The organism is Acinetobacter piscicola (assembly GCF_015218165.1).
GTDB lineage: Bacteria > Pseudomonadota > Gammaproteobacteria > Pseudomonadales > Moraxellaceae > Acinetobacter > Acinetobacter piscicola_A.
Window position 1 is genome coordinate 1,793,889 of the sequence record NZ_CP048659.1, and the last position, 14,529, is coordinate 1,808,417.

General features: G+C 36.0%; 8 protein-coding genes, 1 tRNA gene and 1 pseudogene. 8 read left to right on the forward strand and 2 right to left on the reverse strand.

Features of this window, described 5'->3' with window-relative positions:
* Positions 1 to 9: 9 nt before the first annotated feature.
* Genes G0028_RS08765 through G0028_RS08775 form a run of 3 tightly spaced genes read left to right on the forward strand, consistent with a single transcriptional unit; the run spans position 10 to position 4,283 of the window.
* Positions 10 to 3,255 (forward strand): ATP-binding protein, encoded by a 3,246-nt coding sequence (locus G0028_RS08765; RefSeq protein WP_180045576.1) that lies wholly within the window; start codon positions 10 to 12, stop codon positions 3,253 to 3,255.
* Positions 3,256 to 3,270: 15 nt separating this feature from the next.
* A complete protein-coding gene (locus G0028_RS08770) occupies positions 3,271 to 3,879 on the forward strand; it encodes an HNH/ENDO VII family nuclease (protein WP_227554793.1) in 609 nt (202 codons plus the stop codon).
* Positions 3,876 to 4,283, forward strand: coding sequence for an SMI1/KNR4 family protein (locus G0028_RS08775; protein WP_180045575.1), 408 nt, complete (start codon positions 3,876 to 3,878; stop codon positions 4,281 to 4,283). The genes G0028_RS08770 and G0028_RS08775 overlap by 4 nt, the downstream gene beginning before the upstream one ends.
* A gap of 132 nt (positions 4,284 to 4,415) precedes the next feature.
* Here G0028_RS08775 and G0028_RS08780 read toward each other — a convergent pair.
* Both G0028_RS08780 and G0028_RS08785 read right to left on the reverse strand, forming a co-directional pair.
* Positions 4,416 to 5,555 (reverse strand): annotated as a pseudogene (locus G0028_RS08780) (IS3 family transposase).
* Positions 5,556 to 5,765: 210 nt separating this feature from the next.
* Positions 5,766 to 5,842 (reverse strand) — tRNA-Ile (locus G0028_RS08785).
* 632 nt (positions 5,843 to 6,474) lie between these two features.
* Between G0028_RS08785 and G0028_RS08795 the strand changes: the two genes are divergently transcribed.
* From G0028_RS08795 to pepN, 5 genes are all read left to right on the forward strand, one after another.
* Positions 6,475 to 6,975 (forward strand): hypothetical protein, encoded by a 501-nt coding sequence (locus G0028_RS08795; RefSeq protein ID WP_180045582.1) that lies wholly within the window; start codon positions 6,475 to 6,477, stop codon positions 6,973 to 6,975.
* Positions 6,976 to 7,040: 65 nt separating this feature from the next.
* Positions 7,041 to 9,119 (forward strand): catalase, encoded by a 2,079-nt coding sequence (locus G0028_RS08800; protein WP_180045574.1) that lies wholly within the window; start codon positions 7,041 to 7,043, stop codon positions 9,117 to 9,119.
* Positions 9,120 to 9,891: 772 nt separating this feature from the next.
* Positions 9,892 to 10,452 (forward strand): 1-acyl-sn-glycerol-3-phosphate acyltransferase, encoded by a 561-nt coding sequence (locus tag G0028_RS08805; protein WP_174492771.1) that lies wholly within the window; start codon positions 9,892 to 9,894, stop codon positions 10,450 to 10,452.
* Between the two features lie 110 nt (positions 10,453 to 10,562).
* On the forward strand, positions 10,563 to 11,312 hold the full coding sequence (locus G0028_RS08810) for a YebC/PmpR family DNA-binding transcriptional regulator (protein WP_130073677.1): 750 nt from the start codon (positions 10,563 to 10,565) through the stop codon (positions 11,310 to 11,312).
* Positions 11,313 to 11,773: 461 nt separating this feature from the next.
* Complete coding sequence (gene pepN, locus G0028_RS08815) at positions 11,774 to 14,383, forward strand: aminopeptidase N (RefSeq protein ID WP_180045573.1); 2,610 nt, start codon at positions 11,774 to 11,776, stop codon at positions 14,381 to 14,383.
* Positions 14,384 to 14,529 lie beyond the last annotated feature (146 nt).

The following is a 14,529-nucleotide window of genomic DNA, read 5'->3' on the forward strand; positions in this document are numbered from 1 at the left end:
GGGGAGAATATGAACAATCAATTTAACCGAAAATTGGTAAGAGCGGCAGAAACAGAAAATTTAGAAAGATCATTATATTCAGCTGAATATATGATCAAAAAAAGTTATCTAACGGACTTGCTAAACATGTCTATTCTCCCTACTTTTAATATTGAGCAGATTAATTTTAGTGCAGAAGTTCGCTTATTTAGATTAGAGCGTTTAGTACAAAATAATAAACAGTCAGTATTAGAAAGTTTAGTTGCTATTTACACTGCCCTTGGTAAAGCAGGTCATAGTATTTTCTTTATCTTAGAAGGTAATGGTGATACTACCCAAATTTATATTGGTGTAAAAAGTAAATCGGGAGATTTTGAAGGGCAGAATGCTGGTGATTTGCTAAAGTCAACATTTGATGGGCAATTCTCCGGTAGTAAATTAACAGGAGTATTAAATACTGAATTAAAAGAAATTTTTCAAACTACCGTAAATCATGAAAAAAATGATTGTAGTGGCGTTACGGCTGTGACTTTGATTCCATCATTATCAGTAGATAATCGAGAAAACTTTATTCAGGGTATGGAGCGATTTATTGATGCTGCGGAAGGAAAGATTTATCAAGCAATCTTTTTAGCAGAAGCGGTCGAGGAAGCTGTTCTACATACTATTCGTCGAGGTTACGAACAGATATACACTCAAATATCACCTTTTTCGAAGAATACATTTAGTTATTCAACACAAGAGTCAGAAAATATTGCTCATGTACTTGGTTCAAGCGTAACAGAGACACTAGGTAAAAGTATTGCTTTAACTGAAACTAAAGGAACTAGTATTTCAAATGGGGTAAATGAAAGTTCACAACAAGGTTCATCTACTTCCCAAAATAAAGGGGGGGCTGTAGCTGGTGTTGGGGCTGGTATTGGTATGGGAGTTGGTGCCGCTATAGCTGGCCCTTCTGGAGTACTCATAGGTGGGGCAGTGGGTGGAGCAGTTGGAGGCCTTGCAGGAAGTTTATTAGGATCTGACAGTCAAAGTTCATCTCAAACAAAAGGAACTAGCTATACAGAGTCTGAGAATCTTTCAGAAGGAAAAACTAGTACGAATACAAGTTCAACAGCTAATACATCAACGAAAAGTACAAGTAAAGGTGCAACATACGGCACAAGTCAACAGAGTACTATAGAATTTCAAAATAAATCTGTACAACAAATTCTTAATAAAATAGACCAAAACCTAGCAAGACTTGATGATGTTGAGTCTTATGGCGGGTGGAATTTCGCTGCTTACTTTATAGGTGAAACACCTACCGTTTCTCATGCTTTAGGTAGTATTTATTATGGTTTAATGAAAGGTGATGATTCGAATTCAGAAGCATCTACTATAACCACTTGGACTAGTGAGGATAAATCATTAATCCTAAAATACTTAAAAAATTTACAACATCCACAATTAAAAGTATCCAAGCAATTAAATGTACAAGTACCATTTTTAAGCCCGACGAGTTTATTGTCTACCAAGGAAATAGCATTAACATTGAACTTACCTCATCACTCTACATCTAGTGTAAGTGTTGTTGAAACAGTGCCTTTTGGACGATCAATTCAGTACCTAAATGATCTTAAAACGTTTCATGACAATGCAATTGATTTAGGCGTATTACGTCATTTATGGAAAGATTCTAATCAGCCTGTGTACTTAGAAAATAAACAATTAACGCAGCACACATTAGTATGTGGATCAACAGGATCAGGTAAAAGCAATACTTTATATACGATTTTAAAAAAATTACGCCAGCAGCAGATTCCCTTTTTAGTGATTGAGCCTGTAAAAGGGGAATATAAACATGTGTTTGGTAATTATTCAGATGTTTTTGTCTATGGGACTAATCCGAAACATACTGATTTATTGAAATTAAATCCATTTAGTTTTCCAGAGGATATTCATGTCTTAGAGCATGTGGATCGTCTAGTTGAAATTTTTAATGTATGTTGGCCAATGTATGCTGCTATGCCAATTGTTTTGAAAAAAGCAATTTTACTAGCTTATCAGCGGGTAGGATGGAATTTAGATGTCTCCGAAAATATACAAACGCAGCAAATTTTTCCGACCTTCACTGATGTAGCATTGACACTAAAAGAAATTATTGAAAATTCTGCTTATTCTGAAGAGGTTAAAGGTAATTATATTGGTTCGTTAGAAACACGTATTATGTCTTTAACGGATGGTTTAAATGCACAATTATTTACGTCAAATGAGATAGATAATTCTATCCTATTTGACCAGAATGTCATTGTTGACTTAAGTCGTGTAGCTTCATCAGAAACAAAATCGCTCATCATGGGGATATTAGTGATGAAGTTGAATGAATATCGTATAAGTCAAAATTTAGACATGAATTCAGATTTAAGACATGTCACGATATTAGAAGAAGCACATCATTTGTTAAAACGTACAAGTACTAGCCAATCAATGGAATCCAGTAACTTAGTTGGAAAGTCTGTTGAGATGCTTAGTGATTCAATTGCAGAGATGCGTACTTACGGTCAGGGTTTTATCTTAGTTGATCAATCACCTAATGCATTAGATATTTCTGCAATTAAAAATACAAATACTAAAATTATTTTAAGGCTTCCTGAAGAGCAAGATCGACAGGTTGTAGGAAGTTCTGTTTCCCTAAAGGATGAACAATTGGCTGAAATTTCTAAATTACCTCAGGGGGTTGCAATTGTTCATCAAAGCCATTGGCTAGAACCAATATTATGTAAAATTAATTATTTTCAGCCAGACCATTCTAAATTTTATTTTAAAAGATTAATTGGAAAGGCTGTGATTATAAAACAAATTGAACAAGAAATTTTGCTCTTTTTATTGTGTATAGGTGAACGTTTACCTTCAAATTATCAGCAACCTAATCTTGATTTCCTTCTAGAAAATTTGGTTATGATTTCAGATACGGTTATGAGAATTGAGCTCGAACAACTTTTACAAGCATATAAAGATAATAAGTTAAAATTGAATATTAAGGACTTTGCTAAAATTAGTCGATATATTGTAAGAATATTAAATTTAGAGAATAAACTAGAGCCATTATTAAAAAAATCTGTAGATATAATAGATTTTGACGAACAGTTAAACAGATTGATTTTTAATGAAGATTTTATTATTAAAAACCAAATCAAGCAGGCTTGTTTGAAATATCTTACTAGTATCGATTGCGGTTATCTCAAAGCTTACCAAACATGGGTAGAGCATGTAAACAAACAAAATGTTGCTTAATAAAAGAGAAAAAGTATGGAATTGATTTCAGTATTGGCTTCTACTCTAGAGAAAATGGGCGATAGTAGTGCAGTTCAGAACTTCTGGTATAGAGATTCAATTATGGACCAGAAAGTTTTCTATAATGTAGGGCAATTGGATCAGCCTACGTATCTGCAAAATAAGATGCAATTGACCGACTTATCTGATGAAAGAAAAGATAATTTAAAAGAGCAAGGATATGGTGAAAAAACAGTAGAAGCAATTCGCTCTGAAGAGGAAGCGGAAATTTATAAGGAAGCAGGACTTGAATCAAAAGAAATTAATGGTAGAGAATGCTTAGTTCGTACTGATATCAATTATGAGCAAGTTGACGATCGTGGTAGAACAAACCTAGAGCGTATGGAAAGGGGATTGTCACCTTTAGATAAAGATGGTCAACCCTATGAATTACATCATATTGGTCAAAAAATGGATGCCCCTTTAGCTGAGTTGACAAAGAAAGAACATATTACAGATGGTAATTACAACATATTGCACGAATCAAAAGAATCTGAAATTAGTCGCCCTGATTTCAATAAGGAGCGTGCAGATCACTGGAAAGCACGTGCATCAGAAATAAAACAGGAATTAGCAAATACATGAATACTTTAAAAGATTTTATTGAATCAAATGCTATCGATGTTATTTCAGTTAGTGAAAATGAGCTTCTTCAAGCTCAGCAGATTTTAAAACTTCAGTTCGATACTGATTATTTATCTTATTTAAAAATTTGTGGACAATTGGAGTTTGAATATTTGGAATTTTATGGCCTAGGCATTAAGCCAGACTCATACTTGAATCTCATTCAAATCTATAGTCTATTAAAAGAAAATGTTACTTATCCACAAAAATCTCTACCTCTTCTAGATCTTGGTGATGGTCATTATTCTATATATGACTTAGAAACTGGACATGTTTTGGAATGGACGAAAGATGGGGTGGTGGGTAAATTAAGTCTAAGCTTGGAACAATATTTATTGGATACTTTACTAAAAGTTAAGGCTTAATACTTTTTATTCAGTTTATCACTTATCCTATAGTCAAAATTTTTATATGTTCGAATATAGAAGTAATTTGTAGAGAAATCTCTCATGATCAAGGGATTGGACTGCTCCCAGTATCCTTGACATGAGACAGCCTCATTTTGAAGCTGCTTCAAAGGCTTCTGGACTCATCCCATCGAGATGTGAATGACGTCTGATTCGATTGTAAAACATCTCGATATAATCAAACACATCTGCACGGGCTATTTCCTCGAGTTTTATAGATTCTCTTTTTAATTCTTTCCTTCTTCAAGCTGCTAAAAAAGGATTCAGCAACGGCATTATCCCAGCAGTTTCCGCGACGACTCATACTTGGAACCAAATTATGCTTCTGACAGAATTTCTGCCAGTCTCCGCTGCTGTATTGTGAGCCTTGGTCTGAATGTATGATCACAGGTTCATTTGGCCTGCGTCGCCATGCCGCCATAAGAAGTGCATCCAAAACAATATCCTTGGCAAGCGTAGGTTTCATTGACCAACCGATGACTTTCCTTGAATATAAATCGAGAACCACAGCCAGATATAACCAGCCTTGCCAGGTGCGGATATAGGTAATATCAGTCACCCACGAGGTATCAGGTGTGTTTACAACAAATTCTCGATTTAAATGGTTGGGTGGCACAATCTGAGGACGACCACGACCATAGCTTTTATGCTTCTTATATCCTCGAACAGCGGTAATACTATTGTTCTTCATTATCTTCAGCACAAGATTAGGTCCACAGCTATCACCTAACTCTTTAAGATCCAGGGTGATGCGACGATAACCGTAGATACCATAACTGGCCTCATAAGAAGACCAGATGAGCTGTAATAACCGCTTATCTTCAATAGCCCTGCCTGATTCAGGTTCATGCAACCAAGCGTAATAGCCAGCACGCGCGATCTTAAGAACCCGACACATCGTTTTAACCTTAAACTGATGGCTGTATTCAAGGATGAACTGCTACTTCACTCGGGCAGGCTTGCAAAGTACCTTGCGGCCTTTTTTAGGATATCCCGTTCCTCTTCAGTTTGTTTAAGCTGACTTTTGAGGCGCAGGATTTCTTTCTTTGCCTCAAGTAGTTCATGTTCATCAAGGGAGTTGCGTAAAGGTTGTACAGCCTTTAACTATTTATAAATACTGTGTTGTGATACACCTAAACGTTCCGCTACATCAGTGACAGAATATCCTCGTTCAGTAATTAATTTTATAGCTTCATCTTTAAATTCTGGGGTATATCGTTGTCCACTCATAATGTTCTCTCCTGTGCAAAAAGAATAGACGATATTTGTCTAGGAGAGTGGTGGCAGTCCAAAAAGATGGTTATATGAGTCTAGAATTTTGGTGGCCATTCACAAATCTATACTTTAATAAAGTTGATTGATTCCGCTTACCATTTGCTTACCAGAATCTAGAAACAAAAAAACCACTTAGGATTAATGCACCTAAGTGGTTGTTTTATTTGGTGGGCCCGCCCAGACTTGAACTGGGGACCAACGGATTATGAGTCCGCTGCTCTAACCAACTGAGCTACAGGCCCTGCATCAAGTGAACTGATTTAATATCAATTACTTGGAGTGTGCGCAATACTAACTAAGATTTTAGATTATATCAAGTGTTTTCTTCTAGTAGACGCATAGTAGACCATAGAAAATATTGTGATATATTGCTTAGCGTTATAACAGAGTGCGATTTTATATATGTCATTATAAAGAGTAAAGCTCACTAAGCCATTTATTGATCAATCGGAGCTTAATTCAGTGATAGATAGAGAGTGATGTGTCCTGTTATTTCAGCACACATCAAACAAATAGAAATATTTCCTCGATTTATTAATGCTTTGTTATAAGAAGACCAATTGGTTGTACGATAGATTTTAGGTGTGGGCTTATTCATTTGAGAAGTATAATGTTGAATAAGCCTTAAAATATAATCATGCTGTGATTTTTAGCTGTTATAGAAGTTTATGATAAAATATTTCTAAATTAATTCTAATGAAATAGAGAATATTATTTTATTTTTATGTAATGGTAGTATTCTTAAAATTAAAACATTGTAATTTTTTATTGTTAAAATATTAATATTTTTTATTGGGTATGATTTAGTTTTATATATTTAAAATTAGATGCGTTTTCTGAAAATTAAATAAAAGATAAAAATAGTCTCTGAACTATTTTTACATTAGGTATACATTATAAAAGTAGTGAGTACAATATAGTAAATGCTGACCCTATTACAGGTGAACCTGGTGCTCATCCTGTAGGTACAGGTCTTGGCGCAGCTAGTGGTGCGGCAGTAGGTGCTGTTGGTGGTCCAATAGGAGCTGTTGTAGGTGGTGTAGTCGGTGCTGTTGCAGGTGGTTTGGCTGGTAAAGGTGCAGCTGAAGCAGTCAACCCAACTGAAGAAGAAGCTTATTGGCGTAGTACAGCCAATAGTACGCCTTATTATGCAGACACTTTAAATATTTATAGTGATTTAGATTACGACAAAGATTATCGTTCAGCTTATCATTTAGGCTATACAGGTCGCACTGAATATCCTACTGAAACGCGTTTTGAAGATGTAGAACATGATCTAAAAGTGAAATGGGAACAGGTCAAAGGAACTTCACGTTTAACATGGGAACAAGCGAAACATGCGGTTAAAGATGCATGGAATAGAGTAAGTCAGTAGATTGAAATTAACGGAAAGGGACTATATAAGTCCCTTTATTTATATAATCAGATGAGGAAATCAAAATGTCAAAACAGAATAAAAATGAAAAAATTCAGCAATTCGAGTCAGAATCTTATGTAGATCCGCAACATCAAATACTGACAACTTCATTAGGTGTTGCGGTTAAAGATAATCAAAATAGTCTACGTGCGGATAGTCGTGGTCCAACATTATTAGAAGATTTTTTTCTTAGAGATAAACTGATTCACTTTGATCGAGAGCGTATTCCTGAACGTGTTGTACATGCACGTGGTGTAGGTGCTCATGGTTATTTTGAGGCTTATCCAGGAAATGAAAAATGGACGAAAGCTCATTTTTTAACAAATTCTGAAAGAAAAACACCTATATTTGCACGAATATCAACAGTGCAAGGCGGACGGGGTTCTGCTGATGTTGTACGTGACGTACGTGGTTTTTCCATAAAATTTTATACTCAGGAAGGTAATTACGATTTAGTAGGTAATAATATTCCTGTTTTTTTTATTCAGGATGCTATTAAATTCCCTGATTTTGTTCATGCCGTAAAACCAGAGGATCATAATGAAATTCCTACAGGTCAATCTGCTCACGATACATTTTGGGATTTTGTTTCTTTAAATACAGAAGCTGCACACATGACAACATGGGTGATGTCTGATCGTGCAATTCCTCGAAACTTGCGTTCTATTCAAGGTTTTGGTGTTCATACTTTTAGATTAATTAATGCTAAGAATGAAGCTTTTTTAGTAAAATTTCACTGGACACCAAAGCAAGGTGTCGCGCAAGTCGTTTGGGATGAAGCTTTAAAGCTCAATGGTAAAGATCCTGACTTTCATCGTCGAGATTTATGGGATGCAATCGAAAGAGGGAATTATCCTGAATGGGAGCTAGGTGCTCAAATTTTTACTGAAGAACAAGCAGCAGAGTGGGATTTTGATGTCTTAGATCCAACTAAACTCGTACCTGAAGAATTAGTACCTGTCACGCCATTGGGTAAATTTATCTTAAATCGAAATCCTGATGAATTTTTTGCAGAAACAGAACAGGTCGCTTTTTCTCCAGCAAATATTGTTCCTGGTATAGATTTTAGTAATGATCCTTTATTGCAAGGTCGTCTATTTAGTTATACAGATACTCATTTGCATCGTCTAGGTACACCTAATTTTAATCAAATTCCAATTAATAAGCCCGTATGTCCATTCCATACCAATCGTCGTGGAGGATTTGCAAATCAGCATATTCATAAAGGTAAGGCCAATTACGAACCTAATTCAGTAGATAGTAATTATCCACGTGAAGCAACAGAGGATCAGCAAGCATTCACTAGCTATCCTGAAAGAATCGAAGGTAGTAAATTGCGTATTCGTGCAGAAAGTTTTGCAGATCATTTTTCTCAAGCAACCTTGCACTATCGTAGCTTGAGCACGCATGAGCAACAACATATTAAAGATGCTTATGCCTTTGAGCTGTCTAAAGTGCAAGCTGAAGAAATTAGGCAGCGTGTTGTGTCTGAGCTGCTAAGTCCTATTGATCAAGATTTAGCACAGTATGTAGCAAATGAACTAGGACTAAATGTGGAGAAAGCAAAGGTTAAATCGCCTAACTCAGAAATAATAATCTCCAAAAAGCTTAGTATAGACGCTTTTCCTGCCCCTGATATTGCACAACGTAAAATCGCAGTACTCGTGCATAACGGTGCAAATGCTACGACTGTAAATGCAATTAAAAAATGGGCAGAACAAAATAATGCCATCGCTGAAGTGTTAGCCCCAAGTGCAGCTCCTGTGAAATCGAGTGATGATCAGGAAATCGCTGTAAATGGTCGTCAAAATGGTGAGCCATCTGTAACTTATGATGCTACTGTAGTTGTTGATGGTCATAATTTTGACAAGTTTAAATCTGATGGTGTTGCCAAGCACTATGTATTAGAAACTTATAAACACTTAAAACCGATTGTTCTGATAGGTGATAAATCTCAAATTATTGAGATATTAAATATTAAGCAAGATGAGAGTGTATTTATTACGGACGATTTTTTATCTATACAGAATGAATTTAAACAAGCCATTCAGCAACATAGAAATTGGGATAGAGAAGAAGCGGCAAAAGAGATACCTGCTTAAATTTAAGGTATTTTAACCCCTTTTTTGTTATTTTCAATTTGTTTAAAGTCATCATAGATTGTTTACTTATATTTGCAATCATTCACAAAGCCGTCTAGATTTTGTAGGCGGCAATTCCAAATTTTTGGTATATGAATATTATTGTTTGATAGAGTTTTGCTATTGTGGAATTTGTAAATAATATTCTAAGTACTATTTTTTTTACATTGCAATTTGAAGTGATTTAAATAAAAAGACCTCTTGTGCCTTGTGTAAGTCCTCATTGTGAGTTTATGTGGTTGCTTAGTACAGCGATTAAGTTAAGGCATAAACCGAATCTTTTCTGTTTATTCTGATAGTGCTTACTTAATACGCTCACTGTTTTGAATTGAATATTGATGTGTTTAATTAAAACTCGTATTTTGCCAATCATCTCAGTAAAACTTGTCGGGATACACCAACCAAAAGTATGAATTCCGAATCTGAAAAACGGTTTAATTTCTGATATTTCATGAAATTTATATGGAGGCGCTTTTTTACTTCGGCAAGAGATTTAAAGAAAAAACAATATAAATTTATTGATTAATCAAAATATATCAACTCATTTATTATATATAAGCGATCAAGCTGAATATCCGTATTTGATCAGTAAGCGTATAAAAGTATGTCTAATCATATGTAAAATTTGCATATCAATACAAAACTTCAATCATTTACATGCAATGGATTATTGTAATTTTAATCAAATACTTTCAAAATCCGCATTTCCATATCAGTCTTTGGTTAGATTTAAATGAAAAAGTTAGGTGAACTTACCTTTAAACTTGCTGGTGTAAAATATCATGTCGAACCAGATGTATTAGAAAAAAAACAAGTGATTATTGGTTTTGAACATACATCGATGATGGATGCAGTGCTTTCATTGGCGCTTTTCCAAATTTATAATATTAAAATTCATACATTGATTAAGAAAGAACTGTTTAAAGGGCCATTCAAACCTGTCCTTGAAGCATTAGGCGGAATCCCCGTTGACCGCAAGTCAAATAAAGATATCGTTTCACATATGGTTGAACACTTTCAGGAAAATGAAGAGTTTAATCTCGTGATTGCACCTGAAGCGACACGTGCTAAAAATGGTGAACAGCGTAAACCGATTCGTACAGGATTTTGGCATATTGCGAAAGCTGCCAATGTTCCAATTGTCTTGATGTACATCAATAATAAAAATAAGCAGGGTGGAATCTTTGGGAAAATTTACCCAACAGATTTAGATCATGATATGGTTTTGCTTAAAGAACTTTATAAAAAGCATGCAGATTTAGATATTGTAATTCCTGAACCTAAAAAAAATTAGGTATTTGTCTATTTTCTAAAAAAAAGGCACTTTCTCAAAAAAAAGCGCTTATGGTAGAATTACTGTCAATTTGAAAGGCATAAGGCCGATCTACAAGGAGCATATTTCGCATGGCGGGTCATTCCAAGTGGGCTAATACCAAGCATCGTAAAGCAAAACAAGATGCGAGCCGCGCTAAAGTATTCACAAAATTTATTCGTGAAATCGTAACAGCTGCCCGTTTAGGTGGTGGTGATGCGGCATCCAACCCACGTTTACGTGCTGTTGTGGAAAAAGCATTGGTTGCTAACATGACACGTGACACTATTAACCGTGCTATTCAGCGTGGTGTTGGTGGTGAAGACAATGATGACTTAAAAGAAGTAACTTACGAAGGTTATGGTGTTGGTGGTGTGGCAGTTATTATTGAGACCATGACTGATAACTTAAACCGTACTGTGCCTGATGTTCGTCACTGTTTTTCTAAAACAGGCGGTAACTTAGGTACAGCAGGTTCAGTAGCATATATGTTTACCAAACGTGGTGAGATTACTTTTGAAGATGTTTCTTTAGAAGATAAAATCATGGAAGTGGCTTTGGAAGCAGGTGCAGAAGATATCGAAGTGGATGAGGATGAAATTCTCGTCATTACCACGCCTGAAACGTTTGGTGATGTACAAGATGCGCTTGCAGCAGCAGGTTTAAAATCGGATAATGCTGAAGTTGTCATGAATCCATCGACTAAAGCTGAAATCACAGATGTTGATCAAGCAAAACAAATCTTAAAAATGATCGATATGTTTGAAGATTTGGATGATGTACAAAACGTGTATACCAACGTTGAATTCTCTGAGGCTGTATTAGCAGAACTAGACGCTTAAGACTAAATCTATGAAAATAGGATTTTGATTCAGTTTAAAACCGTATTTTAAAAAACGCCGAATGTGGTGACATTGGGCGTTTTTATTTTAAAAAGTTTAGACAATATTCAATTCATTAAAAAGTTCTAATCCTAATTGGATATTATGTTGACTTAAAAAGCGTGAATCTGCCGTAGATAAATGGTCGGCCATATTCAAATGTGAAAATAAAAGAATGTCTGAATAAATTTCTCTTGTGTGGGTGTAATCTATTGTCATTAATCTGTGATGATTGCACACATTTATTTTGACTAAATATACGTCATATCAATGTTATTTCACGCCGAATAGATTGAAAATAAGACCACAAAGACCCATATAAAAATACAAAGCAATACACAGACAAATTGTGAAATTTGACCTATCATCAACTTACTTCACAAATTATAAGTCTGAATCAGACAATAGGATTAGGACATCGTATGAATATCGCCGCAAACCCTGTGATCGAAGCAGATCAAACTGTTTATTTAAAAGACTATCAAAAACCTGCATTTGAAGTGCTGTCGATCAATTTAGATCTGTCTGTTTACGATGATCATACGATTGTTCGTTCAAAAATGTTGATGAAACGTCAAGTTGTGGGTGACTTAGTTCTTTTGGGACGTGATTTAGAACTCAAACAAATTAAATTGAATAGTCAGTTGCTTTCAAATACAGATTATTCCTTAGATGCTGAACAATTGGTGATTGCAAATGCACCTGATGCGGTGACACTTGAAATTGAAGTCGTGATTCATCCTGAAAGTAATACACAACTTGAAGGCTTATACCAAGCGGCGGGTAATTTGTACGTGACACAAAATGAACCAGAAGGTTTCCGTAAAATTACCTTTTATCCTGACCGCCCTGACGTACTTTCAGTCTTTACCACACGTGTTGAAGCAGACAAAAAATTTCCTGTACTCTTAGCCAATGGTAATTTGATTGAGGCAGGTGAAGCAGGTGAGGGTCGTCATTATACCGTTTGGCAAGACCCAACCAAAAAACCAAGTTATTTATTTGCATGTGTGATTGGTGATTTGGCGGTACTCAAAGATCGCTATACCACTTCTGAAGGGCGTGATGTTGCTTTAGAAATTTATGCTGAAGAAAAAGATATTCCAAAATGTCATATTGCGATGGAAGCATTAAAACATTCGATGCGTTGGGATGAAGAGCATTATGGTCGCCCTTATGATCTTGATAACTATATGATTGTGGCAACAAGTGCATTCAATATGGGGGCAATGGAAAATAAAGGCTTAAATATTTTCAATACCTCATGTGTACTTGCCGATGAAGAATATACCACTGATGCTGCAATCATGCGGGTGCAATCCGTCATTGCCCATGAATATTTCCACAACTGGACAGGTAACCGTATTACTTGTCGTGATTGGTTCCAATTGTGTTTAAAAGAAGGCTTAACGGTGTTCCGTGATCAGTCATTCTCAGAAGATTTACAATCGGCTGCGGTACAACGTATTGATGATGTTGCTGTTTTAAAATCGCATCAATTCCCTGAAGATTCAGGTCCATTGTCACATCCACCACGTCCTGATCATTTTGTGGAAATTAATAATTTCTATACTGCCACTGTTTATGAAAAAGGTGCGGAAATTAACCGCATGATGGCGACATTGCTTGGTAAAGAAAAATTCCGCCAAGGGACTGATGAATATTTCAAACGTCATGATGGTCAAGCGGTTACGGTTGAGGATTGGGTTGCAGCATTAAGCGCAGGTTCAGGCGTAGATTTATCAGCATTTCTCATTTGGTATAACCAACCGGGTACACCAAAATTGCAAGCCCAAGGTGAGTATGATGCTGCCAATCAGACTTATCGTTTAAGCCTAAAACAAAGCTTAAAAGCACATGCAAAATATCCAAACCTGAAAGCTGTTCCCATTCCTGTAGCATTGGCTTTATTTGACGCTGAAACGGGTGAGCAACTGGTATTGAATGCTGAAGCTTTGTTTGAAAATGGTGTGAAAGATGGTGTCTATTTATTTGATCAAAATGAAGCAAGCATTGAATTTACAGGCTTAAAAGCTGCACCTGTGGTGTCGTTATTGCGTAGTTTCTCTGCGCCTGTGAACCTTGAATTTAACTATTCAGATGAACAACTTGCATTCTTATTGCAGTATGAAACCAACGGCTTTAACCAATGGCAGGCTGCTCAGACTTTGCTTGAACGCATTTTGTTGAATGGTCATGATGCTCAAACTTATCTGGATGCAATTCAGAAAACTTTACCTTTTGTGATTGCTAAAGATCCGTTATTAGCTTCGCGTTTATTTGATGTACCGACTGAGGGTTATTTAGGTAGCCGTATTGATCAAGATTATAATCCTATAGTGGTCAATGAAGCGCGTGAAGCTTTGCTGAATACTTTGGCACGTGAACTGGGCGGTTTTGTTAAAGAAACTTATCTAAGCCTTGACCCAATTGCACAAAAAGAGTTTTCTCAGGCAATGGGTGTTCGGGCGCTGAAAAATATCATGCTGAGTCTGCTTGCACGTCAGGGCGATAGCGAAGTCTTTGATTTGGCATACGAACAGTACCAAAATACAGGCAATATGTCTGAGCGTTTAGGTGCTTTAAAAGTCTTGGTCTGGAATGATGCACCTCAGGCACAGGAAGTTTTACAAGACTTCTATACGCGCTTTAAAGATGAAGCTTTGTCATTAGATCAATGGTTTATGATTCAGGCAGCACATCCAAAAGCAACTGCAGAAAACATTGCTTATTTAACCTCTCATGCCGATTATGATTTGGCTGTGCCGAACCGAATCCGTTCAGTATCAGGTGGTTTAAATGCCAATCCTGTCAATACATGGAGTTTTGGGGTTCAACATTTCATTGATTTAGCAAGATATTTGGATCAGAAAAATCCAATTGTGGGTTCACGTTTGTTGCAGGTCTTGTCACGTTGGTACACTTTGGCTGAGCCACAACGTAGTCAAGTGAAAGCTGAGCTTGAAGCGTTGAAATCTCAAGTAAAATCTAAAAATGTCAGTGAAACACTGAGTAGTATGTTAAGCATTTAATTTTAATTAAGTGTTTGATGTTTTAATGTGCTATTTACTCTGTTTTATAGGGTAAATAGCATCTTTAGAACTTATAGAAAATCCTTATTTAAGTTGTCACTTTTCAGGCTATTTTGCTGTTACTGTTGCAAATAGTCACTCAATTC